This is a genomic window from Alkaliphilus transvaalensis ATCC 700919, assembly GCF_000621485.1.
GTDB lineage: Bacteria > Bacillota > Clostridia > Peptostreptococcales > Natronincolaceae > Alkaliphilus > Alkaliphilus transvaalensis.
The window spans coordinates 1-26,896 of record NZ_JHYF01000013.1; the positions used below are offsets into that span (position 1 = coordinate 1).

The 26,896-nt window shown below is 33.5% G+C and carries 23 protein-coding genes, 2 pseudogenes and 1 other annotated feature; of the genes and pseudogenes, 7 read left to right on the top strand and 18 right to left on the bottom strand.

Annotated features, from left to right (window positions below; translation table 11 throughout):
* Window positions 1-203: pseudogene (locus tag T335_RS22560) on the top strand (IS30 family transposase); the annotation flags it as partial.
* A gap of 465 nt (window positions 204-668) precedes the next feature.
* On the opposite strand, the gene T335_RS21975 reads toward T335_RS22560, so the two are convergent.
* On the bottom strand, window positions 669-830 hold the full coding sequence (locus T335_RS21975) for a rubredoxin (RefSeq protein ID WP_084281151.1): 162 nt from the start codon (window positions 828-830) through the stop codon (window positions 669-671).
* 163 nt (window positions 831-993) lie between these two features.
* Between T335_RS21975 and T335_RS0109730 the strand changes: the two genes are divergently transcribed.
* On the top strand, window positions 994-2,130 hold the full coding sequence (locus T335_RS0109730) for an amidase domain-containing protein (RefSeq protein ID WP_026477377.1): 1,137 nt from the start codon (window positions 994-996) through the stop codon (window positions 2,128-2,130).
* Between the two features lie 145 nt (window positions 2,131-2,275).
* Here T335_RS0109730 and T335_RS0109735 read toward each other — a convergent pair whose 3' ends face one another.
* Genes T335_RS0109735 through T335_RS0109745 form a run of 3 tightly spaced genes read right to left on the bottom strand, consistent with a single transcriptional unit; the run spans window position 2,276 to window position 4,605 of the window.
* Window positions 2,276-2,752, bottom strand: a complete 477-nt coding sequence (locus T335_RS0109735; protein WP_026477378.1) for a nucleoside recognition domain-containing protein — start codon at window positions 2,750-2,752, stop codon at window positions 2,276-2,278.
* Entirely contained in the window at window positions 2,749-3,177 is a 429-nt protein-coding gene (locus T335_RS0109740) for a nucleoside recognition domain-containing protein (RefSeq protein ID WP_242837278.1), read from the bottom strand. Before T335_RS0109740 ends, T335_RS0109735 begins: the two co-directional genes overlap by 4 nt.
* A gap of 27 nt (window positions 3,178-3,204) precedes the next feature.
* Window positions 3,205-4,605: a Na+/H+ antiporter NhaC family protein gene (locus T335_RS0109745; protein WP_026477380.1), complete on the bottom strand. Its 1,401-nt coding sequence runs from the start codon at window positions 4,603-4,605 to the stop codon at window positions 3,205-3,207.
* Window positions 4,606-4,816: 211 nt separating this feature from the next.
* On the opposite strand from T335_RS0109745, the gene T335_RS21630 reads away from it, so the two are divergent.
* Window positions 4,817-6,139: a glucosaminidase domain-containing protein gene (locus T335_RS21630; protein WP_051569245.1), complete on the top strand. Its 1,323-nt coding sequence runs from the start codon at window positions 4,817-4,819 to the stop codon at window positions 6,137-6,139.
* Window positions 6,140-6,269: 130 nt separating this feature from the next.
* Here the strand turns inward: T335_RS21630 and rluF are convergent, their stop codons facing one another.
* Both rluF and rsgA read right to left on the bottom strand, forming a co-directional pair.
* Window positions 6,270-6,959, bottom strand: a complete 690-nt coding sequence (rluF, locus tag T335_RS0109755; RefSeq protein WP_026477381.1) for a 23S rRNA pseudouridine(2604) synthase RluF — start codon at window positions 6,957-6,959, stop codon at window positions 6,270-6,272.
* A gap of 217 nt (window positions 6,960-7,176) precedes the next feature.
* Complete coding sequence (gene rsgA, locus T335_RS0109760) at window positions 7,177-8,208, bottom strand: ribosome small subunit-dependent GTPase A (RefSeq protein WP_026477382.1); 1,032 nt, start codon at window positions 8,206-8,208, stop codon at window positions 7,177-7,179.
* An 809-nt stretch (window positions 8,209-9,017) separates the two neighbouring features.
* Here rsgA and T335_RS0109765 point away from each other — a divergent pair.
* Entirely contained in the window at window positions 9,018-9,230 is a 213-nt protein-coding gene (locus T335_RS0109765) for a hypothetical protein (protein ID WP_026477383.1), read from the top strand.
* Window positions 9,231-9,336: 106 nt separating this feature from the next.
* On the opposite strand, the pseudogene T335_RS21980 reads toward T335_RS0109765, so the two are convergent.
* Together T335_RS21980 and T335_RS0109770 are read right to left on the bottom strand one after the other, a co-directional pair.
* Window positions 9,337-9,627, bottom strand: a pseudogene (locus T335_RS21980) (glutaredoxin family protein); the annotation flags it as partial.
* Window positions 9,628-9,698: 71 nt separating this feature from the next.
* Entirely contained in the window at window positions 9,699-10,382 is a 684-nt protein-coding gene (locus T335_RS0109770) for an XRE family transcriptional regulator (RefSeq protein WP_026477384.1), read from the bottom strand.
* A gap of 187 nt (window positions 10,383-10,569) precedes the next feature.
* On the opposite strand from T335_RS0109770, the gene dinB reads away from it, so the two are divergent.
* Both dinB and rpsD read left to right on the top strand, forming a co-directional pair.
* Window positions 10,570-11,760: a DNA polymerase IV gene (dinB, locus tag T335_RS0109775; RefSeq protein ID WP_026477385.1), complete on the top strand. Its 1,191-nt coding sequence runs from the start codon at window positions 10,570-10,572 to the stop codon at window positions 11,758-11,760.
* Window positions 11,761-11,891: 131 nt separating this feature from the next.
* Complete coding sequence (rpsD, locus tag T335_RS0109780) at window positions 11,892-12,488, top strand: 30S ribosomal protein S4 (protein WP_026477386.1); 597 nt, start codon at window positions 11,892-11,894, stop codon at window positions 12,486-12,488.
* A gap of 156 nt (window positions 12,489-12,644) precedes the next feature.
* On the opposite strand, the gene T335_RS21635 is transcribed toward rpsD, so the two are convergent.
* Window positions 12,645-15,359 (bottom strand): DUF6359 domain-containing protein, encoded by a 2,715-nt coding sequence (locus tag T335_RS21635; RefSeq protein WP_051569246.1) that lies wholly within the window; start codon window positions 15,357-15,359, stop codon window positions 12,645-12,647.
* A gap of 699 nt (window positions 15,360-16,058) precedes the next feature.
* Here T335_RS21635 and T335_RS0109790 point away from each other — a divergent pair.
* Entirely contained in the window at window positions 16,059-16,970 is a 912-nt protein-coding gene (locus T335_RS0109790; RefSeq protein ID WP_026477387.1) for an AraC family transcriptional regulator, read from the top strand.
* Window positions 16,971-17,178: 208 nt separating this feature from the next.
* On the opposite strand, the gene asnA is transcribed toward T335_RS0109790, so the two are convergent.
* The 9 genes from asnA to T335_RS0109835 all read right to left on the bottom strand — a co-directional run bounded on the left by asnA (window position 17,179) and on the right by T335_RS0109835 (window position 26,804).
* Window positions 17,179-18,201, bottom strand: a complete 1,023-nt coding sequence (gene asnA / locus T335_RS0109795) for an aspartate--ammonia ligase (protein WP_026477388.1) — start codon at window positions 18,199-18,201, stop codon at window positions 17,179-17,181.
* Between the two features lie 46 nt (window positions 18,202-18,247).
* Window positions 18,248-18,499, bottom strand: a binding site (T-box leader).
* 174 nt (window positions 18,500-18,673) lie between these two features.
* The gene (locus T335_RS0109800) at window positions 18,674-19,642 is read right to left on the bottom strand and encodes an AEC family transporter (RefSeq protein ID WP_026477389.1); all 969 of its coding nucleotides are present in this window, start codon (window positions 19,640-19,642) and stop codon (window positions 18,674-18,676) included.
* 202 nt (window positions 19,643-19,844) lie between these two features.
* Window positions 19,845-20,846, bottom strand: a complete 1,002-nt coding sequence (locus T335_RS0109805) for a D-2-hydroxyacid dehydrogenase (RefSeq protein ID WP_026477390.1) — start codon at window positions 20,844-20,846, stop codon at window positions 19,845-19,847.
* Between the two features lie 515 nt (window positions 20,847-21,361).
* Window positions 21,362-22,099, bottom strand: a complete 738-nt coding sequence (locus tag T335_RS0109810) for an AAA family ATPase (protein WP_026477391.1) — start codon at window positions 22,097-22,099, stop codon at window positions 21,362-21,364.
* Between the two features lie 231 nt (window positions 22,100-22,330).
* The gene (locus tag T335_RS0109815; protein ID WP_026477392.1) at window positions 22,331-23,242 is read right to left on the bottom strand and encodes a helix-turn-helix transcriptional regulator; all 912 of its coding nucleotides are present in this window, start codon (window positions 23,240-23,242) and stop codon (window positions 22,331-22,333) included.
* 220 nt (window positions 23,243-23,462) lie between these two features.
* The gene (locus T335_RS0109820; protein ID WP_242837279.1) at window positions 23,463-24,254 is read right to left on the bottom strand and encodes an ABC transporter permease; all 792 of its coding nucleotides are present in this window, start codon (window positions 24,252-24,254) and stop codon (window positions 23,463-23,465) included.
* Window positions 24,244-25,041 carry an ABC transporter permease gene (locus T335_RS0109825; RefSeq protein ID WP_026477394.1) on the bottom strand — a complete coding sequence of 266 codons (798 nt, stop codon included), beginning with the start codon at window positions 25,039-25,041 and terminating at the stop codon, window positions 24,244-24,246. Before T335_RS0109825 ends, T335_RS0109820 begins: the two co-directional genes overlap by 11 nt.
* Entirely contained in the window at window positions 25,025-26,032 is a 1,008-nt protein-coding gene (locus tag T335_RS0109830; RefSeq protein ID WP_026477395.1) for an ABC transporter ATP-binding protein, read from the bottom strand. Before T335_RS0109830 ends, T335_RS0109825 begins: the two co-directional genes overlap by 17 nt.
* Window positions 26,033-26,264: 232 nt before the next feature.
* Complete coding sequence (locus T335_RS0109835) at window positions 26,265-26,804, bottom strand: DUF5698 domain-containing protein (RefSeq protein ID WP_026477396.1); 540 nt, start codon at window positions 26,802-26,804, stop codon at window positions 26,265-26,267.
* Between the last annotated feature and the right edge of the window lie 92 nt (window positions 26,805-26,896).

Sequence of the window (26,896 nt, forward strand, 5' to 3'; positions counted from 1 at the left end):
AAGGAAAATCTTTTGACCTATTGAGCCAGGAAGCTATAACATTACTGCAGAATCATATCAATAGCGAAGCAAGAGACAGTCTAAATGGCTGTACGCCTTATAAACTGTCTACTCTTCTTCTGGATCAAGAACTTCATAAGTATTTAAAATTGATAGAAATAGAACCTGATGAAGTGACTTTGAAACCAGAACTACTTAAATAAAATAGATGTCGCACAGGCAGATTTCACTGTATAGAAGTTAGTCTTACACGAAGGCATGTGGAATTTAGTCTCGCACACTATTTTCAGATGCCTCTTGGTCATGCATAAAAGTCTATTGGTTAATGCCTGTAATATAAGTATAGACTAAAATTAGCCTTTTGATAAGGGTCAAAAAAGGAAGTTAATCCTGCATAAAAGAGTAACTTCCGTGTAACTGGAATTTAGTTTTTCATTCAACGCAGATTATTTAAATAATAAACATAAACTAACCTAAAATGAAAACTAAAATGAAATTTTAAACTAGGTCTACTAACACCAAGATCATAACAGCAACAGATTAATTTAACCCTTCTGTTGCTGTTATGATCCTATTCTTTTTTATTTATTCTTTTTTATTTATTCTTTTTTATTTATTCTTTTTTATTTATTCTTTTTATTTATTCTTTTTTATTTATTCTTTTTTATTTATTCTTTTTCAATAAATGCCATCTTTGGTTGATTACATGTAGGGCATTTCCAGTCATCGGGTAGTTCATCAAAACTGGTATTTGCTTTAATATCATGGGTCCAATCTCCTTTGGCTGGTCTATAAACATAACCACAAACGGTACACTTGTAATCCTTCATCTAAATGATCCTCTCCTCTATCGGTGTTATATTAGTAGTGTTTTATAACGTTTCCTACTTTAAATTGAATTATACCCAAAAAACCAGTGCTCTTACCATTTAAAAGTAATAGTACATAGTGTCTTTAACATATACTCTATGGGGATTTTAAGGAGGGTTATAAATGTTTATATTAGTTAAATTAAAGAAAATTAAATTGATCATAATGACTCTTGTTTTTTTACTTATTCTAAGTTTGGGACTTGGCTTCATTTATTGGAGAAATTATTATCTTACTGCTGAAGTCTCCATCAATGAAGATTTAAAGATGCAACTTACAAATAAAATAGAAGAAATTTTAAATATTCGAAATCAGGCCTATTTAGATATGGATATTGACACCATTAGTAATCTTTATAATAAAGAAATTAGAAATAGTCTATGGGCCTTTGAATACGAAGAAAGAAAAATGAATAACATACAAAAATGGTCTCATCAACAATCTGTGGAGTTTAAGAAGATTAACTCGCAAGTTGTTGTAAAAAGCGGAAAAGAAAAGGGCGAAGGCTATAGTGTTTATATGCTGGTAAATACAGAATACATCTATACCTATACCGATGAACCAGAAACTATTAACTCTTTTAGATTAGGTAGCTATCATACGATTGATATCTCTCCAATGAAAGAGGACTGGGTTATTATCAAGGAATGGTATGCCGATCCCTTCATGGTTACATTTAATTCCTTAAGTGAAGAAAAAATAGCCACCATCAATGGGATTATTCTAGATGGTAAAGAAAAGGACTTTTCAGAACTCAATGAAAGAAGGGTTAATGCTGTAGCCTATGCCGACAAGTATTCTGGAGCAGCAAGCCTACCTGAATATGGCTTTCAATATAACACTAAGTATCGAGATTATAACCCTCTAGGGGGTGATTGTGCTAATTTTGCATCTCAAATTTTATTTGAAGGTGGTGGCTTCAAGAAAAATCGTACTTGGAATTATGAGCGGGGAGCTGGTAGCAGATCATGGCTTAATGCCCATGCCTTTAACAATTATATGGTTAATAGTGGCAGAGCTTCGGTTATTATAAGGGGTAGCTATGAACAAGTTTTAAAAGAATCATATAAGCTATTACCGGGAGACTATGTAGCCTATGAAAAAAAAGGAGAAGTAGTTCATATCTCCGTTGTAACAGGTACAGATTCAAAAGGATTTCCCCTAGTTAATTCTCATAATGCCGACCGACACAGAACCCCCTTCGATATTGGTTGGAATACCAACGGAATTAAATTCTGGTTAGTACGGGTTCATTACTAAATAAAAAAATGTATCTAATCTAAAAAAACAGCCTACCTCTTTTTAAAATGTCCTTAACATAACTTAGGGTTCACTTAATTATAGAAAGAAGGGAAGCTGTTTTTTTATTTTCATTACTTTAGATTGCGTAATCAGTATTGGTTATTTATATACTTTGATCAACTTCATCAATGGTTTCCTCTTTAAAATTATTTAAAGATAGTTTTCTAGATAAAATATAGGTTAAGACGAAGGCGGCTACTAATCTAGTCCCTAAGAGCAGGTACCCATTGGCTCCAACTGCTACAAATAACAAGGTATCTTCGAAAACAGCATGGCAAGTAGCTAAAAATACTGTAATGAGAAAAAGATCCCGCTTATTAAGGTTTCCTTCCTTAGCACTCTGTATAATTACGCCAGCCCCATAGGATAAACCAAAAATAATCCCCACCAAAAGTGGCAAGACTGTTTCATTAGAGGTTTTAAATAGCTTTGCTAAAAAATGAAAAGGCCCAGTAATTTTATCTAAAATCTTATAGTCCTTTAAAATTTGAAGAATTAGCATGATAGGAATAATGATAATAGCGATTGAGTAAACAGATTCAATGCTACCAATTGTTGCTTCCTTTAAAATTTCTATCATATCAATGCACCAATCCTTCCTATAATCATACCCGATATAACTGCTAAACCAATTCTAATTAAAATGACCTGTAGTCCGCTAATTCCCAGCTTCTTAGACACCGCTGTTTCTACCAATAAGGAGTGGGAGAAGGAAAGCATCATTGCAATCGTTGTAATCTCTAGAGATGTTAACTCTATAGCAGTAATCGCACCTATGGCTGCATATAGATTTAAAACATTTCCTAAAACTAGTATTATAGCTGCCTCTCCCGGAAGGTTGAATATAGCCATTACAGGTCTAAAAATAACGGCAATCCCATCTATAATGGGAGTATATTTCAGAAATGTTACTACAAAATAAACTGGAATAATTATTTTTGCCAACATCCAAGTCGTCTCAAAACCTTTTTTTAAACCTGTCTTTACTGAATTGATTAGCATCATTACTGTATTCTCCCTTTCTTTAAGTCATTATTCAAGGTTATGAACATTAGGGTTAGACCTAAACCTATGGTATTTTTTACCTTTAAATAAATAGAGTGATATTAATGAAATTACTGGAGCAATATAACATAATATAGCATACGGCCCATAGGCAACTGCTGATATACCAGAGATCATTCCTATAATTAGGGCATTAACATTCCAGGGTATTATTGGAGCAATAATTGTTCCAGTATCTGAAATTGTCCTAGCAAGGGTTGTCGCTTCTACCCCAAATTCCTCATACTTTTCTTTAAACAGCCTGCCTGGGAGGATAATTCCAACGGATTGATCACAAGTAACAATAGTTAAGATACTACTAATTAGTCCTGTTTTAAAGATCAACTGCCCTTCAGTTTTAATTGAAGCTATTGTTTTACTAATCATTGGTTTGATTAATCCCGAACTTTCCAACAGACTACTTAAACAGACGGCTCCTGCCACAATTAAAACCACCTCTATCATAGAAACTACTCCACCGCTCACTAAAATATCATTTAGTTGTTGAGATTCTGTCGTTCCTTTAAATCCCCAAAACATAGCATGTAAAACCGAAGCAAAGGCCACCTTCTGCAAAAAAACACTAACCACAATTCCTCCAACTAAACCAAGGGAAATTGTTTTAATGGTTTTAAATCCTAATATTGATAAACTTAAAATGCCAACAGGTAAAAGAAATAACCACGGCGAAATATAAAACCCACCTAAAATTGCCTCTTGATATTCTCCAATACTTGGGGAATTTAAAGAAACGATATAATTTCTACCTATATAATAATATACAAGTGAAGTAACTAACATGGTTGGTATTAGGGTTATGATCATGGCCTTAAAGGCATCTTGATACTTCAGTTTTGTAGCTTCCAAAGTTAAATTTAGCAAACCAGATATTGGTGAAATTTTATCAGCAATGAAGGCTCCCGAAATAACTGCCCCTAACAAAATATGGGCTGGTATACCAAAGCCCCTTCCGATCCCCAACAAAGCCAACCCGATTGTACTAATTGTTCCGATTGCTGTTCCCATAAAAACTGCCATTAATGAGGTAATCAAAAAGGCTGCTAATAAAAAGTTCATTCCCCTCATATATTCGAGTCCATAAAAGATCATGGTCGGTACAACGCCCGAAGACAACCAGACCGATACAGTAGCCCCTATCAGCAAAATTAGTAAATAGATAGTTTTACATTCTAATATACCTTCACAAATTAGCTCCTTTAACTTTTTTACACCCATTCCCCTCTTGATTAGAATGTAAGAGGTTAATGAAATGCTCCCTAAAAATCCAAAGAGCAAAGATATATTTAATAATATACAAATTAAAATAAAAGAGACTATCATCATTAATAAAATAGGCGTATCCTTTGGCTTGATTCGTAAATGCTCCATAAGCTTCCCTACCCTTTGTTTTGATTTAAGAAAATTCAGCTCTACTAATTATTATACAGTAAACAACCACCCCTTTACAATAAAGAGGATATTTTTAAATGAAGAGATTATTCCACATTCTTCCTCCATTTGCAGTAGATAGTCAATCCTTTCGTTTTAGGATATAATGGATATAGATTAGAGGTGTTTTATTGGATTAGGGGGTGATGACTTGAAGCATTTCTCAGAAGAACTGAAGAAAATTAAAGTTTTGCAAAAGGTTGATCTTGTAGGCTTAAGGCTTTATATTAAGCATAATCACCCTGAATACGATCAAAGAAAACGGGCTATTGCCTTGGCTACTAGCATTCGGTCAATTATTAGTCAGCATCTAGAGGGCCTACCGCAAAGTCATCAGCAAGCCCTATTAAAACAGATTATTACTGGCTCACTACTAACAAAAGAAGAAGGTCTATTTTTAAGTGATGTCCTTGAAACCGCCCTCTCTCTTGACATAGAAGAAACAGATTACATAGAAGGGTTGTGTCATTGGGTAAATGGCCATATTTCTAACCCTATAGCCCTAGAAGACATGTTGGAATACCAACAAACAGTAAAGATCCTCCAAAAAGAAACTACAATAAAAGAGATCCAAACCCCTAATAAGACCGAAGAAGATGCCACTCCCGATGAAATTAAAGGTAAGATAGTTAAAGATGATTTAATTAAAAATGAGATAGTAGAAGATAAGATAATTGAAAATAAGAACAGCGATGATTTCACAGTTGTTAGGGAAGAAGTAACGGAAGATAAAACTACTAAGGATAACTTCATTAATTTAATTAAGATTGAAGAAATAAAAGAAGTGTTAGGAGTCCTTACAAGTAAATTTAAGTTAATAGTAGCAGATCTTCGAATAAAAGAAGTAATAGATCATATAAAAGATAAATGTTTACACTTAAATAAAAAATTACAGCTAACAAAACAAAAACTATTACTGATTCCGCTTCTGGCAATACTTCTTGCAGTATCCTTCTTTTTTCCTAAAGAAATGAAACCAAAAGAACCGGCAGTTATCTTTTTAGATTTACCTATATCCTACGAATATCCCGTTTTTCCTGCTGTTTTTCAGTACCGAGATATTAACGAAGATAAATTAAAGGCTTATTTAAATAGTAGAAATTCTATTCTTGAAGAAGAACCTTATTTTTCTGCAATAATAAGTACTGCTGAAGAATTTCAATTGAACCCCTTAGTTTTGTTTGCTATTGCAGGCCACGAACAAGGATTTGTTCCCAAGGATCACCCTAGAGCAACAGAAATAGCTAATAACCCCTTCAATGTTTTTTATAGCTGGCAGCATTATAATACCGACATTGTCGATACTTCTAGAATAGCTGCCCGTACTGTAATTAATCTGTCTAAAGACAGACCCGTTGGTAAAGACCCTTTTAAATGGATAAATCGACGTTATGCTGAAGACCAAAACTGGTACAAGGGTGTTGGAGCAATTTATAATCGTTTAGAATTAGAAGTAGAAGAAGGCCCTCCATAAAGTAGAGAACCTTCTTTTTTTGCCTGTGAGTTATTTTATTTAATCCTTTTTATTACTTTTTTGGATTAGCTTTTTTATTAGCTTTTTTATTAGCTTTTTTATTAGCTTTTTATTACTATGTATAATAGGTTTATTTGATAAGATTCAATAATACACTAAGTTCTTTATTAGTCAAATTTCGCCACTGTCCTGTCTTCAAACCATTTAAGTGAATATTCATAATCCTAATCCGCTTTAATTTCATTACTTGATAGCCAAAAACCTGACACATTCTCCTTATTTGTCGGTTAAGACCTTGAGTCAGAATAATATTAAAGGTCTTATCATTAATTTTCCTTACTTTACAGGGCTTAGTTTTGGTTCCGAGGATCCTAACCCCTTTAGACATTCCTTCTAAAAATGAATTGTTAATCGGCTTGTTTACAGTAACAATATATTCTTTTTCATGATTGTTCTCTGCCCGTAATATTTTATTTACTATATCTCCATCATTGGTTAGTAGTATTAGTCCTTCAGAGTCTTTATCTAAACGACCTATTGGAAAAATCCGTTCTGGATGATTAACAAAATCTACAATATTCTCCTTAACCTGTTTCTCTGTTGTTGAGGTAATACCAACCGGTTTATTAAGAGCAATGTAGACTGGCTTTTTTTTAGTACCAATAGGTTTTCCATTAACTTTAACCACATCACCTTCCTTTACAGTACTTCCTAATTCAGCCACAATTCCATTAATTGTAACACGTTTGTCGGAAATCCATTGGTCAGCTTCCCTTCGAGAACATACTCCAGTTTCACTAATAAATTTATTAATACGCATTGATAAGTCCCTTCTTTTCAAATGTTTTATGTTGTTCCTTCAAATTATTATACACTATCAGCCCTCAACTATACAGTAGAAACCATCAAGAAAGGATATCTAAAAAAAAATGACCAATACTCATATAATGAACATGGCCATTTATTACATTAAAACTGCTGATAAGTTTTGTATATAATTGTTGACTTAAAAGGGCTATACTAAAATAATTCATTGTTTATCTTTGTTTACTTTTTGATTTAGACCCTACTTTACTTGCCTTACTTTTTTTACTCTCTATATACAAGATCTCCCTTTGAAGCTTTTTGTAACTCTCAAATCTAGCTTTAGTCAAAACCCCTTCTAAGATGGCTTCTTTTACAGCACAGCCCGGCTCTTTGTCATGACTACAATCATTGAATCGGCATTCTTCTGCTAGTTCTTCAATATCACTAAAGGTTTCATGAACACCATCTTTTCCATCCCATACTTGAAACTCCCTCATTCCCGGAGTATCGATAATAATTCCCCCCTCTTTTAATGGTACCAATTGTCTATGGGTGGTAGTATGCTTCCCCTTATCATCTGCTCCTCTGATTTCCTGTACCTCTAAAATTGTTTCTTCTGACAGTTGGTTGATTAAGGTGGATTTACCAACCCCAGATGATCCTAAAATTGCTACGGTCTTACCAAAGGTTAAGTATTTTTTAACTTCATCTAACCCTGTCCCCTCCAATGAACTAATTACATGGATAGGTACCCCTACAGCAATAGCCTCTAGCTCTGCAACCTTTTCCTCTATATCTTTGCACAAATCAGCTTTACTCAAAATAATTACAGGATTTCCTCCACTTTCCCAAGCCATAGTTAAATATCTTTCTATTCTTCTAGGATTAAAATCTTTATTGAGGGAACTGACAATAAATACTGTATCAAAATTAGCCGCAATTATTTGCTCAACTAACTCCTTCCCTGCAACCTTTCTAGAAAACTTACTTTTTCTAGGTAAAATTGCTTGAATTGTTGCCTTTTGCTCATCCTCTCTAAGGGAAATCACAACCCAGTCTCCTACTGCTGGAAAATCGTCATTCCCAATAGTTTGATATCTTAGTTTTCCAGAAACTTCACCTAAAACCTCACCTACCCTTGTGATTATTCTATAGATATGTTTATGCTCAATCACAATTCTTCCAACATCATATCCTTTATTTTTATAGTTTTGAAATTCTTCTTCTAATTGATTATTCCAACCATATTTAGCTAATTCCATCAAAAGGCATTCCTTCTTTCTTTTATTTTTAATATATCAATCATTTCTTCTCTACGAATTTTTATTTACTACTCTAAATTTTATTTACTACTCTAGTCTTTAACTTGCATTTATGCTCTGAAAAAGGGCATAAAAATACCGCATAAAGAGTAACTTTCTGCGGATAACTTAAATTTGGGCATAAAAAAAACACGCTAACCTATACCGTGTATTTGCCACTTATTATTAAGGCTGAAGGTTATACTCATTAATTTTGCAAGAGATAATAATTAAGCAGTAATATCCTATCATAATATTATCTAATGCACTCTATTTAGTTAGTTTAAAATCACCTCATATACTTTTCTCATCATACAACGCTCCTTTCATCCTTAAACTTCATTAATTAGGTTCTATCAAGATTATACTGTATAATTTTGGGATAGTCAATCATAATTATGAAAATTTCTAAAACTTCTACAACTATTATACCCTTTTTTAAGAAATACATTAATTTATTAGAATTTTTTTTATCTCTTAAATTCCAATATAAAAATTAAAACTTATGCCAAATTACCATATCAAATTATATTAATTTAAAAAGAATCTTCAAAAAGTCTCAAATCAAAAATTAGACCATTGTTTAAAAGAATTTTGTATATTATAATATTGATTATACTTATTTAATCGAGTTTGATTGAGAAAATTGCATAATACCTTAACCCATGAATTTATCTTTGGCTGTTTTAATCCCAGAGTATAAAATTAATTATGTAGTTTTCATAAGTATCTATTTTACTTATTAATTAAAACAAAAGGAGAATTAATCTATGTCTAACCTAGAGAATAATTCTAAAGACCAACAATCAGAAGAGAAAAAAAAGCTCAGTCTACAAGAAGCTATGAAACAAGCCTTAGCTAATAAAAAGCAAGGGAACAAAGGTGGAAAGGCTAGTGGCGGTGCAATTGTTACTAATACTAGTAGACAGAGTCAGGCAACAAAAAAAGTTTCAAACCAACGTAGAAAAACAGGTGGTTCATAAAAAGCTGAAAAACCAGCATTTTAACGATAAGTTCCGTAAAAATGCTGGTTTTAATATGTCTAATTCCAAAGCTATTATTTTATGTTATCATGATGGTGGCATTTTCTCACGTATTTATAATAAAACCCTCACGACATTTGGGACAAGTAACTTTAAGTTTTCCTTTATTCTTAGGAATACGCATACGCCCTTTACAATTTCCACAACTAAATATTTTATAATCTAAAAGGGACTCTATACGATTAATATCCAAGCCTACAATTGTATGATCGCCAACGATAAAAGCTGGTACCCCCTGTAGTTTGCGCCTAGTAAATTCTGCCCTAGCAAAAGGGTCTTCATTAATATCCTTCGATTCAAAGCTTATACCTTTTTTGGAAAGAACCTCCTTCGCTGTATGACAATGGGGTCATGTCTTACTTGTAAACATGATCACTTTAGTCATGATGTTACCTCCCTCTTTAACTTTTATAACTCAAACTCTACCTTAACACATTTACCGATCAATTTAATTTTGTTTAAATCCATTACAGTTGCTTCTAATCCTTTAGCTCCTGTTAACAAGCTTACCTTATTATTGGCTTCTTTTCTTAATTGTCTAATAATACGCTTTTGATTTACCTCTAATAAGTAGATACTATTATTATGAATTTCATTTGTCCTACAAATCATTAGAATATCTTCTTTTTTTATTCTTAAAGCCTCTAACTCATTATTGTTAGACTTCACAAATAAGATCTTATCCCAATGATACCCATCAATCTTCTTATTTAATACTGGTAACTCTTTATATCCTACTATTTTATTTGATTCCACTTCATAAATTGGGAATTTTTTAATTATATTTGCCAGGGCATCTGCCCACTGCTCTGTTGGCTGAATTGTATAGAATTCCTCTTTCTTAGGCGCCTGTGGCTTTTCAACTTTAGATTTCGAGGTTTTTTCCTCACCAAAAGCTTCCTCCCCTAAAAACTCCACCTTTGCACCTAGCACCTTAAGTATATTTTCAGCAGCTTTTTCATTAATCACTTTTTTGCCAGATTCAACCTGAATAATGTAACCTACGGATAACCCGCATTTTTTAGCTAATTCCTTTTCAGACATTTTAGCCTTTTGTCTAGCTTCTTTGATCTTTAATGCTAAACGGTTCATACTTTCACCTCTATTTCTTTATACTGACCTAAAAAGGTTATCTCTATTATAGCAGGACTTTCTTTTCTTTCCAATAGTATACACTTCTAGCTATTTATCAAAACCAAGCTCCTTTTATAGCTGATATTTTAACAATGCTAATTTAATGATAAAATAATAGTACATCCAAATTAAAGGAGACAAATTTATGAAGAAAGTTATTTTTCTCGTAGATATGAATGCCTTTTTCATATCCTGCGAGATGACAAGATATTCCCATCTAATTGGAAAACCTGCAGCAGTTGCAGGAGATCCTAAAAAGCGTACTGGGATCATTTTGGCGGCAAATTATGAGGCAAGAAACTTTGGTGTTAAAACAGCTATGGTACTTCACAGAGCTTTAGAGCTTTGTCCTGATTTACTTTTAGTTCCCCCAGATCATCAATTCTATCAAAAGAAATCTAATGAAGTTATGGAAATTTTATCAAACTATACGCCGGTAGTCGAAAAGAATAGTATTGATGAAGCCTGGCTAGATATGACGGGCACTGAAGGTTTATTTGGCCCACCCACCAAAGCTGCAGAAAAGATTATGAATGATCTTAAAGACCAGTTAGGATTATGGTGTTCTGTAGGTATTTCTGAAAATAAATTTCTCTCTAAAATGGCATCTGAGTTTAAAAAACCTTTAGGTATTACAGAACTTTGGAGGAAGGATATGAAAAAAAAGATGTGGCCCCTCCCTATTAATATGATGTATGGCGTTGGCGAAAAGACGGCTACCCGCTTAAATAGAATGGGAATCAAAACCATAGGCGATTTAGCTTTATTTGATCGTAACTATTTAATTAAAAACTTAGGAAAAAGTGGACTAGATCTTTATGAAAAAGCTAATGGGATAGACCCATCCCCCATTGTAGCCAATTCACCTGAAGAAATAAAGTCTATTGGCAGGTCCACTACTCTTTCAGAAGACACCTCCGACTTAGAAACTTTAAAAGACATACTTATGGAACTTTCAGAAGATGTAGGAATTACAGCTAGAAAGCATCAAAAAAAAGGACGTACAGTTCAAATTACCCTCAAGTTTTCAGATTTTCAAGTAATTACAAGACAAACTCCTGTTGCTCCAACTTGCTTTACAAAGGAGATCTATCGGGCAGGATATCAACTATTAAAAAGCAATTTAAAAGACGCTAAAAAAGTAAGATTAATCGGTATTACCCTTGGTGGCTTTGATGATTATGATCAGCTTGAACAACTTTCCTTTTTTGACACTACTAAAAATACTAAACACGAAAAAATTGATGAAGTAATGGATAAAATTCGTGGAAAATATGGATTTAAGAAAATTAATCGTGCCTCTTTACTCAAAGATAGACTTAAAGACAGAGAGTAAATCTAAATTAGATAAAAAAACTAAATGATATTATTTTTCATTTACAAATCATTTTCATCGTGATAAAATAAGGCTATAAAAATTCTACCGCGGCTATTAATATTAAGTGTATAATATTAGGAGGTAAAATTTTGGCTAAAATGATGGAACCTAGATTTAAACTTAGTCGTAGATTAGGAGTCAATGTATATGGACATCCTAAGGCTATGAATCGAGCAAGTAATGAATTTTACAGAGGTAGCAGAAAACTATCTAATTACGGAATTCAATTACTGGAAAAGCAAAAACTAAGAGCTTATTATGGTGTTTTAGAAAGGCAATTTAGAGGATATGTAGCTAAAGCTATGAAATCTAACAAAATTGCTGGTGAAGCTTTAATTCAGCTGCTAGAATGTAGATTAGACAATATGGTATACCGTATGGGGTTTGGAAAATCAATTCGAGAAGCCAGACAAATGGTAAACCATGGCCACATATTGGTTAATGGTAATAAGGTAGATATCCCCTCTTATGGCATTAAGATTGGAGATATCATTTCTTTAAGAGAAAAATCTAAAAGGGTTGAAAAATTTGTCACTCAGTTTATAGATTCGGGGCAAGCTCAGTTTAGTTATATTGAGAAGAATCTTGAAACATTAACAGGGACATTAACTACCCTTCCTAATAGAGACTTGGTACCTATTGAGGTAAATGAACAATTAGTTATTGAATTTTACTCTCGTAGATAAAGAAAATCCTTAGACGGCATAGGCTGTCTAAGGATTTTTTATTACCATTATTTCTTTCTTACCTTATTTTTATATTACTATTAAGAATATTAATCTGCTTTGCTTAAGATAAAGTATTCAAGCGTTTCGAAGAGCTTTTAAAAATACTTTCTTATATTATGCAACAGACTCTAATATCTCTATATACTGTATTTCAGTAGCTTTAATATATTCTAAAATTAATTCATAAGCACCTTGGGATAGATTACCATTTCTAAATTCTCTTTCTAAATCCCTGTTAAGTTTTTCAATTGCCCGATATAAATTATTTTCATGGGCTTCTGCCGCCCTTGGATTGTTTGCTTCTTTCACCTTTTCTAAGTGGTTCTCGATGGTATTAATTTGGTTAACAATAACATTATAGGTGCTATTTTTATATATTTCCTTACTATTATGAAGTTCTACCACTACTTGCTTCACACTACCGATTACATCAACAGTTTCAGTTGGTTTAACAACATATCCAGCTGCTATTGCATCTTCTTCACTGTTAAAGAACACTCTATATTCTGGTTCAACCGTTCTCCATTCATTTGCCTCTACATAATACTTAGTTCTAATATCTCCAACTGGTCTATAAAGCTCGTCGCCTCTTTCCCTTGCCCTAAACTCGAAAGGGTATTCTAGCATTGGGTCTTCAGGGTTCCAAATTGCCAACTGATTTTGTCTAGCAATTTGAAGGGCCTCTCCATAATGTAATACTGCATCATCCTCAAAAGGCCAGATAAAATAAGTAACCGCATGACCCGCTAAAACCATCTCGTAGTTGGTGTTTATCCCATCTAGGGTAAATACTTCTGCCAATAATCTACCATATCCATCAAGAGGTTCGTCTCCTAACTTTAATATCACTTCATCTCCGTCAGAAAGCATAGTTCTTAAGTACTCCCCGGCCCTTAACCCATGCATCATTTGATTTTCGTCAAGTTCATTTCTCACGGTATGGTATGTCTCTAAAGTATCAATATTTAAGTAACGTACATTTCTAGCACCAAATACAGGATCAACTAAACGAATTGTATCTCCATCAACCACTCGTTCAACTGTTGCTCTAATCTCTTTACCACTTCCAAAAGGCTTATCTTTTTGTACTGCCGAAACAACAAAATCAGCATTGCTTCTTGGTAGAATTTGATATGTTCCTCTATATTCACTGGATATAGCCGTTATTTCGTACCACTTATTAGCTTCAATTTGAGATAAATCAATTCCCGTACTTTCCCATGCTCTAATAATTAAAACATTGAGATCTTCATCAACTATCGTAATATTTGTACCACCATAGTCGTAGCCTGGCACTGTAAAAATATATCCTTCTAAGGTAATCAACTGCCCTTCATAGGCCTCTGCTACATTACGATCTACATATTCAGCAATTGTTACTTCTTTTACTTCAACTACTTGCCCCCTCTCTTGAAGGGTTAATTCGTCTACAACAATTTGAGTAACTCCATTATATTCTCCAACTCTACCTTGAACTTTAACACTGTCACCTTCCTTTATTTCAGGGAAAATACCAGCGCTATAGTTAAATAATTGAATACCAGCATCTCCATCTTGAGTGTATACAGATAACCTTCCAGGTTGTAGTAGTCCGTTATCTACATTAACAATTCCTTCAGTAATAACGATTCGCCCAATCATGTTTCTTGCTTCTGCAATGGTAACCGTTGGTATATCTGGGGTTGGAACTTCTCCACCATCTACAAACTCGTAGGCAGATGCATTTCTTAGTCCAGGGGCAGAAAAATATGCAGATAAGTCTCCAGTAATCTTAACAAGCTTTCCAAGATTATCTGGATGGTCTACAAGATTTAAACCATTTCGAACATTACCAATTGGCAATTGTATTGGCAGGGTCTTTGCAAGATCTCTTTCAAAGGGACTATCGGCAATTTGAATGTTTGTATTAACCGTAAAGGGACCATCAAACACATTTCTGGTTCCTACAATGTACCCTAAAACGGTGGCATTACCAGTATTGTTTTCAATAGCTTCTGCAACAGTGACATAATCCCTTACTTCTTCTTGGAACTCGTAGGCAGTCAGCGTCTTTAAACCTGCAACCCCAAAATAAGCTTCAAGAGTTCCAGTAAACCTAATTTTTTTCCCAAGATGATCAGGGTGATCTACTAAATTGGTAGCAGTTCTAATTTCATTATTAGGAAGCTGAACTGGCAACACTTTCGTAATATCCCTTTCATCGGGGCTATCGGCAATAAGGAGATTGGTTCTAATTGTAAAAGGCCCATCAAAATTGCCATTACCAATAACACTTGATGTTTGGGTTGTTCCAACAATGTATCCTTCTACAACGGCATTGCCACTATTATTTAATATGGCTTCTGCAACGGTTATATAGTCTCTATCAATTGGGTCTTCATCAATTGGACCTGATGCAACAAATTGATAGCCTGTCAGGTTTCTAAGCCCTGGGACAGAAAAATATGCAGCTAAATCACCAGTAACTTTAATTTTCTTCCCAAGATTATCAGGATGATCCACTAAATTAACAGCTGTTCTAATGGCGTTATTTGGAAGTTGTACCGGCATAATTTTAGACATATCCCGCTCATCAGGGTTATCTGCTATTAGAACATTCGTTGTTACGGTAAAGGGCCCTTCAAAAATACCACTTCCCAAAACACTTTGAGTTTGAGTTGTTCCAACTATGTATCCTTCTACAGTTCCACTGCCTGTATTATTAGCAATGGCTTCAGCTACGGTAAGGGTGTTTTCTGAGTTTGCAAATACACTTCCCATCGGAATCAACAAATTAAAAACCATTAAAAAAGTAATTAAAAAGGAAAAAAACTTGTTCTTTTTAAACATAACCATCCTCCTCTTAAATTGTTTTCACTGTTAGCAACAACCTCAAAGCTTTACAATAAAAAACTTCCCTCCTTTTTCTTTTTATAGAACTTAATTTTTAATTTCTTTAATTTCTTAGTTGTTAGTATATGTTTTAACATTAGTGCATCAATAAGTGTATGTTATACAATAGAATAAAAGTCTTTATCAATGGATAAACAAACCCTATTCTAGTTATACCTAAAGATTTTTTTCTTTAATCATTCTTTCCCTCCAATATATGTACTTTCATTCTACTAATATAATTACATTTTCGATATACGACTGTAAAACACCTTCTATTTTTTTGCAAATTAACAATGATTTTACAAAATATCATCTAACTTCAAAAAAGAACAAAGTCATGGATAAAGGCTATGTTGACAGCTTAGTTTTTGAATGACATTTTAAGTAACACCAAAATATTAGGGAATACCTAAGAGAATAGAGTTCCTGCTATGAGTAAAGGAATTGGGAGTGTCAATGATGACATGCAACCTCAGAAAGATGAAATAACATATGGTTGGTTATCTAATATCAATATAGTATAATGATTTCATCAACTAACTTGAATTTGCGATTCCTTGTTTAGATTAAGGCCTCAAGCATCATTAAATAGTTAATTTTGACAAAACTTTCAACCTACCCTTTGATACTATAATAATAGAAGGAGGGATTGAATTGGATTATACAGATATTGTGAAAAAATCCATAGCATATATTCATTGCCAGTACAGCGAACCTATTACTGTCTCCGATGTTGCTAGCCATGTATATCTTTCGTCGTCGCATTTATCAACTGTGTTCAGGACACTAACCAGCTACACAATGAAAGATTATATACTTCGATATCGGTTATATCAAACAGCATTAGAACTCAAAGGAACTAATAAACGGATTATTGAGATCGCCTATGAGAAGGGATTCTCTTCTCAGCAAGCCCTCACTAAGAGCTTTTCACAATTCTATGGGATTTCGCCGGCAAAATTCCGTCAATTAAATCCAAATATCAAACCATTCCCTCTAAATCTTGAAAATTTATTAAAGGAAAGAGGTATATCTATGGAATTAAAGAAAGTGTTTGAGAAGGTTCAGTTTGTTAAGAAAGACAGTTTTTTTGTAATTGGTATAGAAACCGATATAAATTATCACAGTAGTGAGGGAACTCAAGGTATAAGTGATTTATACAAACAATGGGAAAATGAGAATCTAATAGAGAACATTCCTAATCAGGTTCACGATCAACTTTGTTATGGCATGACTCATAGTGAAACAGAGAATGATACGGCAAAATATATAGTTGCTGTTGAAGTTTCAACTCTTGAAAACATCCCGACTGGCTTAATTGGACGTCGTTTCGATGCCACTGAATATGCAGTATTTGACTGCACATTGGAAGACGAAACCAGCGGGAAATTTTTTCAATATTTCTTCAAAACTTTTTTAAAAGAAAACAACCTCAGTTTACCTGATGCAGTAATCACAAAGAATGGCAACACATACTCACGTTATCCTCTCTTTGAAGTGTATAACAGGCACTTTAAAAATAAAACTGACCCTATTCAAATCTATGCACCGATTAAAAGAAGATAATATTCAAATATTAAACCAGAAGATTGTTGCTGTGAGAATAGAAACAAGTGACAGACTAGCTAATTAAGTAGTCTGTCTTTTGCTATCTAAAGGAGACAAAAAAGCTGACACCCTTTCAAAAGAATGTCAGCTTTCATTTATTTCTATTTCTAATTCTATTTGATTATTTAATTATTTTTTTCATTTTACCGACAAGTAACCTAAGCTTCTATAATAATGGGATTCCTGCTTCTTCACAAACTGTTATCATTTCTTGAGACCAAATTGAAGCTTGTACTTCTCCGATGTGGGCCTTCTGTAGGAAGAACATACAGATTCTTGATTGACCTATCCCACCGCCTATTGTATAGGGCAGTTTTTTTTCTAATAGCATTTTATGAAAAGCCAATTCTCTTTTTTCTTCAGTATTGGATGCCACCAGCTGTCTTTCTAGGGCATCCTCATCAACACGGATTCCCATAGAAGATAATTCAAGAGCAATCCCCAATACTGGATACCAAAAGATTATATCACCATTTAGTGTCCAATCATCATAATCTGGGGCTCTACCATCGTGCTTAGTTCCAGATGCCAAGAGGTCTCCAATTTGCATAATAAATACTGCTCCTTTTTCCTTTGCAATCGCATCTTCTCTTTCTTTAGGTGTTAGAGTTGGAAAACGATCCTCTAATTCTTGTGTTGTAATAAAATAAATATCTTGTGGAAGAAATTTTTCAAAGCCAGCATGTATCTTGCTAACAAAATCTTCGGTTTCTTTAAAAACCCGATAAATTTTATTTACAATTCCTTTTAGGGTATCGGTTGTTCGCTCTTCCTTTAATAACACCCTTTCCCAATCCCACTGATCAACATAAATAGAATGGATATTATCTAAATCTTCATCCCTTCTAATGGCATTCATATCCGTATATAGACCTTCTCCTTTGCAAAATCCGTAACGTTGAAGGGCTAATCGCTTCCATTTAGCAAGAGAGTGAACAATTTCCACTTCTGACCCATCGACTCCCTTTACATCGAAGGCCACAGGACGCTCTACACCATTTAAATTATCATTTAAACCAGTTTCCCTTTGTACAAATAAAGGAGCGGATACCCTTGTTAAATTTAGCTCTTTTGCTAGTGATCCTTCAAAAAAATCTTTTAATTGTTTAATAGCTACTTCCGTTTCTCTAATTCCCAAAATTGGTCTATAACCATCTGGAATCATTAGTCCTTTTTTAATGTTTGTCATATAATAACCTCCTTTTTTCATACAAAAAAACCCTCCATCCCTTATAGAAAGGGACGAAAGGTTTAACTTCCGCGGTACCACCCAAATTAGTATACACTCACTTTAATCAGTACGGAAACATTATGCTTCGATACCTACCAATGATAACGGTTTGGCTCCGTCTAAGTCTACTCTCCTTTAAAGGATTTCAATTAGCAACTCCGAGATGTTCTTCAAAATAGGCTTCGTACTGGACTTTCACTATCACCAGCTCGCTGAAACTACTTCCTAAGTCTACTCTTCTCTTCTTCGTTTTTAAATAATTATACATAGCATATCTTTATTTTTTATAATTATAAGTTAATTTAGAAGTTACGTCAATACCTTTTTGAATATTTATTAATTTTTATGTATTATTTCCACAATGTAATAATCTAACCAAATTATAACATAAAAAAATTAATTAATATCAATTATGCAATTTCCTCAACTACTAAATTACTGGAAAATAAATTCTAGCCACATAAATGATAAATACTAGACTGATTCCACTAAATAATGTAGAAGTCATTACAACTTGGGAGGCAAAGTCTGGATAGTTATCATATTCGACTGCAATTAATGCTGAATTTACTGCTGTTGGCAATGCTGCAGCAATTACTAGTACTTGTGCCATTATTCCATCTAATCTTAATAAATATACTGCCAGTAATGCTAAAATAGGTCCAATAAAATGTCTTACCAGCACTGCCAAATAGACTTCTTTATTATTAAATTCAAATTTTGTTCTAGATAACTGAATCCCAAGGGCTAATAGGGCAATCGGTACCAATGCATTTCTTGAATAATTTAGGGCTGGCCAAATAAAAGCTTTTGTTAGGTCATAGGAGGGCACTAGCTTTAAAAGAAATGCTAAAGGAATTGCATAAATAGTTGGCATTTTAAACACCTTTATTAAACAAGTCTTCCAATGGGTTTTAGCACGCCCTGCATTTATAAACCCAATTGTATTGGTGGTGATATTCTGCACAACTAAAACCATTATTTGAGCAGTTAATGCAATACTTAGATAGGGGGTCTCTCCATTGACAACAAAGGGTGGACTACTAAAAACCAATGTTATTAAGGGAATCCCTATGTTTCCAGCATTATAAAACATAATAGAATTGGAAAAAGCACTTTGCATTCCTTGATCATAGTTTCTCATCTTAGATAGAATTATGGAAATGAATGAGTTGATAACCATGATTAAAAGAGCACCTAATATTACTTTTGTCATCTCCAAAGGTATTGTTGTGGTATAAATATTTACAAAAGTAAAAGATGGGACAAAGATATAAAAATTTAATTTTGTTAAAGTGTAAATATTCAAATCAAATTTTTTATTCATTAAATAGCCTAATAAAATCAGGGCAAAAATCGGTAGAATATTATTAGTTAAAATAAATAAAAAGACACTCATTGCTTATTCCCCCTTTCGTCCCCTATTAATTTACGCTGAAGCAAAGTCTTCCTTTGGAAGATTAATATAAGTGTAATATTAATTATGCAATTTCCTCTATTATAAATTCAACCTTTAGAAAGTCAAATTATTCACTCAACTATTATATCAGTTAATAATATGCATTTCTACTTTTGTCCATTTTGTTCATTAATATTTTCTATTATTTAATATTATTTACTGGTGAAATAGAAGATGGCTTTACGACATTAACAGGGTTCCCTGATAAATACTTCTCTAAATTATCGATGGCAATCTCCATTAACCTGCTTCTTGCCTCCTTGGGAGCCCATGCAATATGGGGGGTAATAATACAATTTTTTGACTTTAGCAGTGGATTGCTTTCTTTAATTGGTTCAGTTGTAACAACATCCACTGCTGCTCCCCCAATTTTGCCTCGATTTAAAGCCCCAGCTAAGTCTTCTTCATCAATTAAAGGTCCTCTAGAAGTGTTTATAATTAAGACGCCATCCTTCATCTTTTCAATCGTTTCCTTATTAATCATTCCCTTTGTATCTTCAAATAGAGGGCAGTGAAGGCTGATTACATCGGATTTTTTGTACAATTCATCTAAATCAACAAAAGTAACTACATCTCCATCTAGCGCTTTAGGGCGATGATTAAAGGCTATTACTTTCATACCAAATCCATGGGCAATTCTAGCAACCCGCTGGCCTATTCTACCATAACCAATAATCCCCATCGTTTTACCTTCAAGTTCTATTAAGGGATGATTCCAAAAACACCAATCTTGACTATTAGTCCATTTACCTTTATATACAGCCTCACTGTGGTTTCCAACATGGTGACATAATTCTAACAAGAGGGCAAAGGTAAATTGCGCAACTGCTGCTGTACCATAGGTGGGGATATTGGTTACCGTTATTCCTCTTTCTTTTGCTGCCTCGACATCTACTACATTATAGCCGGTAGCTAAAACCCCTATATATTTTAATTTTGGTAGGTTTTCAATTATTTCTCTATTTAAGGGGGTTTTATTAGTAAATACGATTTCAGCATCCCCTATACGTTTTATAATTTCTTCCTTGCCTGAAAGATCAAAAGCTGTACGGTCATATACAGTCAATTCTCCGATTTTTCCCAACGATTCCCACGATAGATCTCCAGGGTTTAATGTATATCCGTCTAACACAACAATTTTCATAGTAATTCCCTTCCTCTCTCTTGGCTAAGATCATAATCAAAGTGTAAATTCTTAGCCAGTTAATTTTGATATGATATTTGCATAAAACCTATATAATTTATAGTTATGTTATTATGCAATTTCCTCAAGTATATAATATACAGAACATGGTACAAGATACAATATAGGATGTCATTTATTTTTATAAATATAATTAAAGTAGAACTTTCCTATTCGTTAGAACAAAGTCTTCCTACGAAATATTTAGTGGTATGCTTGTGTTGAAATACATTACGGAAAGCTATGACGATTGTAACCTTTAAAAGAGCATAATTTCCTATATATTAAACCAAGTCTTCCTTCGGTAGATTCAAAGGATAACTTTGTTGAAACTCATTACGTAAAGTTCTCTTATTTTAATAATAATTAAAGTCAAACTTTCCTATTCGTTATAAAAAAAACCTCTCAACAGAAAATATCTGTGGGAGGTATAACATGGAATAGTTTTCTATATTCCTTTAGATCGATAGTGTCTACTATTCCTCTAACAATAGATCAATAAATTTTGATGGATTATTTAGAAAATCTTTAGTAATTTGGTAATGGTCTGTTTCATCATATTTAACCTCTCTATATCCTGCATCTACATCATAAATTTTACAATTTGGATAAGCCATAATAATTGGCGAGTGGGTGGCAATGATAAATTGAGACTTTTCCTGAATTAATTGATGCATCCTTGTTATTAATGCCAATTGCCTAGTAGGTGATAAAGCCGCCTCTGGCTCATCTAGTATATAGACTCCATTACCTCTAAACCGCTCCATCACTAGAGACATAAAGGACTCGCCGTGGGATTGCCCATGGAGAGATATTCCACCATAAGAAGCGTAAAGGTCACTTCCAAGTTCATCAACCTTTGTAGCTACATTGTAAAAACTTTCTGCTCTTAAGAAAAACCCATCTTTAGGTTGTTTCACACCTTTAATAAGCTTCATGTGTTGATGTAAAGTAGAATGGGTAGCCTTTGTAGTAAAGTTAAAATTTCTAGACCCACCTTCTGGATTAAAACCATATAAGGTAGCTATCGCTTCTAATAGGGTTGATTTTCCACTACCATTTTCTCCAATAATAAAGGTGACATTTGGATGAAACTTTAAATTTGTTAGTTTTTCTATGGACGGTATATTAAAGGGATATTGTGTTATAGGGGGAAGTTGCTCTTTCAACAACTCAACTTCCCTTATATATTGATTAAGGTTAGGTTTATCCATACTGAGGCCCCCATCTACTTCCTATCTTTATTTTCTTCTTTAATTAATCTTCTTTAATTATCTTCTTTAATTCTCTTCTTTAATTATCTTCTTTAATTATCTTCTTTTCATCCTTGAGGTAATTGCATAAGCTGCTTAGTGTTTAATGAACAATGTTAATATATAATATATTATATTATCAAAGAAATAATCCTTACTCGTTTAATATGACTTTTCTTTCCATCTATTCAATTAATCTTGTTTTAGGGACCTAACAGGTCTTGCTTCAATATATCCCCGCTCACCTAAAGGCACTAATTGAAATCTTGGTCCATCTTCATCAGCCCATTTAAAACCATACAATTCGGGGTTATATTCCTTCATAGCCTCCCATAATTCAGCTATCGCATCACCAAATTCTTCATTATTAAAAGGAGCCCCTTGAAACACCATTACTTTACAAGGAGAAAGTTCTATTATTTCAAAACCCGCTGGCACTTCTCCTTTATAATTGATTGGAACCTCTACTCCTTGAGCATATACCGATGTGCCTTTTTTTCTAAGGTTTTCTGGTAACCACATTCCGATGGGTTCATATAGAGCTTCTTTTATACTACACAAAATTCCCCAAACATCACACCCAACCTCTTCACAGTAATCAAAATAGTTGTCTGCTTTAATCCCTCTTTTTAATATAAGCTTTCTTGCTGGCCGTTCTACAACTTGAGTGAAAATAATATTATTTTTTGTTTTTTCCATTTTCTTCACTTCTCCCTTCTTTATTATGAGGTAATACTCTCGAATGGAGCTAGGCATAAATAAAGGAATGGGCGGGGTCCCCTTCTGATAATGCTTGGGTGTCATACCAAATTGCTGTGAAAAAGCCCTCGTAAATCCTTCATGGGAATTAAAGGCAAATTCTAATGCAACATCTACTACTTTAATCTTCTCATCCCTTAATTTTAAGGCTGCATGGCTTAGTCGAAGGGCCCTTATATATTCTAAAGGAGGTTTTCCCACCAATTCTTTAAAAATGCGGGATGTATACCAAGGTGAATAACCTGCAACTTGTGCCAACCCATGTAGGGTTATTTCCTCGGTAATATGCTTCACAATATAATCCTGTACCCGTTGTACTGCATTTATATTTTCCCAGTTCTCCATTTTTTCACCTCCTGAATAAAGAATAACACACCAACAATAAGCATTTCTTGACTTTCCTTGTCTAAATGAGGTTGTTATATTTCTAATATTTTTCCTATTTTATTGTTTATTCTATTGATTATTTATTCTATTGATTGTTTATTCTGTTGATTGTTTGTTTATTTTATTGATTGTCTATTCTATTGATTGCTTATCCTTTTTTTGCTTTCTCTTATTTTCCCTAAAGTTTACTTACAATCAAATTCCCCGATTCATACTTTCTAAGACCTCGCCTGAAGAAATAATAGGTAAAAATTAGCCAAGCTACTACAGCCCCTATCAATAGACTAAACCACCCCCAAGAAAAGTTATTAATTAACCTTGCAGGAACTAAAGAGATAAAAGCCGCTGGTAAAAATGTGTATATTATTAATTTCGTATATCCCCTATAAATTCCTTCTGGATAAATCGAAAAGGTAATCATAAATTCCATAAATAGGCTAGCAATCCCCTGAGAATTGCCCATATAAAAGGTTAGGGAGTTAGCAAAGATTAACAAACTGGCAAACACCATTGCACCTGTAAAGGAGAAGAAAATAAACATCCCTAAGCCTATCAAGCTAAATCTATAAACCCCCATAAATAGAATTAATCCGTAGAAGATATCTCCCCAAGCTGAAATAACTGTCCCAGAGGCAATAATATTAATTAATACATCTTTAGGTTGTAATAGGTAACTATCTAACTCCCCATTAACAATCATTTGGGAGATTCGTCTGATATTACCAAACAGAACAAAGGTTATGCCAAAGGAAGTAGAAGAAATGGCCCAGATCATCATTACCTCTCTAAAACCATAGCCTCCTATTGTTTCAATGTTTTCAAACAATATCCACCAAAAGAAGATAAAGGTGCTATTGTTTAAAATCATCCCAAAAGTTTGGGTTAAAAAGCTTGCTCTATATTCCATACTGGACGATAAATTAAATTTAAAATACATTGCAATCAAATTTAGGTGTTTCTTAACCTCCATTAACATTGAGCTCCTTTACCCCCCTTCGATATACAAAAATTGAAATAAATATAAAAACAGTTAAGTAGAAAACTTGAAAACTAATGATACTAAAGAACTCTGACAAACTGAATTTTACGCCTAATCTTGCTGGCCCATAGGTGACATAGGCAAAGGGTAAATACCTTGCAACTTTCTCTAACCAACCAGGAAACATTTCTATTGGAATAAGCATACCTCCTAATGTAAAAACTAACTTAGAATAAATCCACATAAAAGCCGTATTCTCCTCAAACCAAAAAGCGGTTAAAGCTAAATTGATATAGATGAAAAAATTCAAAAACATCCCTAGAAGAAGCGAAATCAAAATTAAGGGTAAATGTACTAAATTTAAGTTCATCAGGGGGCCTACATATACCAACCCCATAATCATCCCAATGATCATATTACTAGTGAGCTTAACCCCACTTTCACCTAGGGAGTTAGAAAAACAATAAAATATATAATGATAAGGTTTATTGATTAAATAGGCAATCTGCCCTTTCTTAACATCCTCTGAAACCTCTGTAAAAACATTTGACCTCGAAAGGGTAACCATTTCTGTGATGATTAAATACCAAATCATTTGATTTAGGGTATACCCTGCTATCATGTTCCCCTGATGGCTATAAATGTTTTGCCAAAGTAAAAGCATGACATAAACAATAAAAACAAAAAACATATTTCTTGCAATAAAATTTGAAACATATACTAAGTTGTTGGATAGACTAATTTTAAAAATATAAAAATATTTATTTAGCGCCTTCAAGAGAATCACCACCAATAGCTTTTTCTTGATAGATCCCCGAGATAATTTCTTCCAGCGGTGGATCTGAAATGGTTATATCAACCACTTTTCCTAGCTTCATAAGTTCGGCTATGATGCGGTCTAAATCGCACTTCGAACTATCAACTTCAATCTTGATAGCATAACCTTTACTCTTCAATACCTTTAACTCTGGATTTTCGATTACCACAGGTTCAGTATATTTAATATCAATTATTTTTTGATTCATATAATTATACTTTAGATTTTTTACCGATTCATTTAGAACAATTTGTCCATGGTTAATGATAATAGCCCTTTTACAGAGTTGCTCAATATCGCCAGCATCATGGGAGGTTAAGAAAATTGTTGTTTTAAACTCCTTATTAAGGGTTTTAATAAGATCCCTAATCTTCTGTTTTACGACAACATCAAGACCAATGGTAGGCTCATCTAAGAAAATAATTTCTGGTTGATGTAAAAGAGAGGCAGCAATTTCACATCTAATCCGTTGCCCCAACGAAAGCTTCCGTACAGGGGTATCCATCAGATCAGCTATTTCAAATAGCTCTGTTAAGTTGGTAATCCTTTTCTTAAGAAGACCTTCTTCTATTTCATAGATTCTTCCCAGTAAATTAAAGCTATCTAATGGCGGCAGATGAAACCATAGTTGTGACTTCTGACCAAATACTGTTCCAATTTTAAAAGACAACTTTTTTCTATCCATGATTGGGTCTAAACCTAATACATTAATTTCTCCCATTGTTGGATGTAAAATTCCTGTAAGCATTTTGATGGTGGTTGACTTACCTGCACCATTTGGACCAATAAAAGCCAATACCTCTCCTTCCTCTACCCTTAAAGATAAGTCTTTGACAGCCTGGACCTCCTTATAATTAGGGGTTACAATGGCTTTAATGCTTCCTCTAAATCCTTGTTCCTTTGTTTTTACCCTAAAGGTCTTACTTAAATGATTCACCGTTATGATACTCATTCCCAGCCCTCCTTAATTGATAAAATATAAAAAACCCGCAAGGATGATCTCTTATGAGACTCGTCCTCCGGGCTTTTTCTCCAGAAGTGTAGATTAAATCCTGTACCGCTCGGACCTGACGCACTAAGCCGGAACCCTAGGTACACTCTCAATATATTATTATATATTAATATGGAAATAATTACATGTCAAGTATTAATTAGAAAATTTTACATTTTTTCCTTTTTACCCTTTAAACTGTCTTGATCCTTGAAGTTGTAATTTTACCTTCCACTTTATTTAAGCTTTTAATCTTAAGGGTAGGGTCTGTCACACCACATTGTATCATAATATCTTCTAAAATTTTAAATTCTTTTCTTCTGATCACAACCTCTACTTTATGTCTAACATGCCCGTTGTTACCCCGTGCGATAAAGTTATTGACTGTATAACCTTCTTCTCTAAGTTGCTCTGCTAATTGCACCATCTTTTCTTTATTATTTAGAAAGACATCTACTTCTAAAATTCCTAAAGCAAGACGTTCTTCAATGATGCTCCCCATAAATACACCTAGTGTTTTTCCTAATGCAAAGGCAAAAGCAAAGTGGAGTCCATTTGAGCTGGTGATCTTTCCAAGAACTGTTGCAAATATAATTGCATCAATAAAAACTAAGAAATACACTGGATTCATGATTTTTTTTGCCATTAGTATACTCTTTAATGTACCTAAAATATTGGCGAATACTGTTACTAAAAACAACCCTATTAGGGTTAAGATTATCTCTTTTGTCATAATGACTTCTCCTTTTTTCATTACTAATTATTTTGATGAAATTCCATAGATACTCTTATAGATCTAAATTTATCTTTAAGAACTATATTTAA

Excerpts from the sequence above, each read along its gene's own strand:
- T335_RS0109730 (WP_026477377.1), top strand. The coding sequence starts at position 994 with ATGTTTATATTAGTTAAATTAAAGAAAATTAAATTGATCATAATGACT.
- rluF (WP_026477381.1), bottom strand. The coding sequence starts at position 6,959 with ATGCGTATTAATAAATTTATTAGTGAAACTGGAGTATGTTCTCGAAGG.
- T335_RS0109740 (WP_242837278.1), bottom strand. The coding sequence starts at position 3,177 with ATGATGCTAATCAATTCAGTAAAGACAGGTTTAAAAAAAGGTTTTGAG.
- T335_RS0109735 (WP_026477378.1), bottom strand. The coding sequence starts at position 2,752 with ATGATAGAAATTTTAAAGGAAGCAACAATTGGTAGCATTGAATCTGTT.
- T335_RS0109820 (WP_242837279.1), bottom strand. The coding sequence starts at position 24,254 with ATGGAGGTTAAGAAACACCTAAATTTGATTGCAATGTATTTTAAATTT.
- T335_RS21975 (WP_084281151.1), bottom strand. The coding sequence starts at position 830 with ATGAAGGATTACAAGTGTACCGTTTGTGGTTATGTTTATAGACCAGCC.
- T335_RS21635 (WP_051569246.1), bottom strand. The coding sequence starts at position 15,359 with ATGTTTAAAAAGAACAAGTTTTTTTCCTTTTTAATTACTTTTTTAATG.
- T335_RS0109815 (WP_026477392.1), bottom strand. The coding sequence starts at position 23,242 with ATGGAGAACTGGGAAAATATAAATGCAGTACAACGGGTACAGGATTAT.
- T335_RS0109810 (WP_026477391.1), bottom strand. The coding sequence starts at position 22,099 with ATGGATAAACCTAACCTTAATCAATATATAAGGGAAGTTGAGTTGTTG.
- dinB (WP_026477385.1), top strand. The coding sequence starts at position 10,570 with ATGAAGAAAGTTATTTTTCTCGTAGATATGAATGCCTTTTTCATATCC.
- T335_RS0109745 (WP_026477380.1), bottom strand. The coding sequence starts at position 4,605 with ATGGAGCATTTACGAATCAAGCCAAAGGATACGCCTATTTTATTAATG.
- T335_RS0109800 (WP_026477389.1), bottom strand. The coding sequence starts at position 19,642 with ATGAGTGTCTTTTTATTTATTTTAACTAATAATATTCTACCGATTTTT.
- asnA (WP_026477388.1), bottom strand. The coding sequence starts at position 18,201 with ATGACAAACATTAAAAAAGGACTAATGATTCCAGATGGTTATAGACCA.
- T335_RS0109805 (WP_026477390.1), bottom strand. The coding sequence starts at position 20,846 with ATGAAAATTGTTGTGTTAGACGGATATACATTAAACCCTGGAGATCTA.
- T335_RS0109830 (WP_026477395.1), bottom strand. The coding sequence starts at position 26,032 with ATGAGTATCATAACGGTGAATCATTTAAGTAAGACCTTTAGGGTAAAA.
- T335_RS0109765 (WP_026477383.1), top strand. The coding sequence starts at position 9,018 with ATGTCTAACCTAGAGAATAATTCTAAAGACCAACAATCAGAAGAGAAA.
- T335_RS0109770 (WP_026477384.1), bottom strand. The coding sequence starts at position 10,382 with ATGAACCGTTTAGCATTAAAGATCAAAGAAGCTAGACAAAAGGCTAAA.
- rsgA (WP_026477382.1), bottom strand. The coding sequence starts at position 8,208 with ATGGAATTAGCTAAATATGGTTGGAATAATCAATTAGAAGAAGAATTT.
- T335_RS0109835 (WP_026477396.1), bottom strand. The coding sequence starts at position 26,804 with ATGACAAAAGAGATAATCTTAACCCTAATAGGGTTGTTTTTAGTAACA.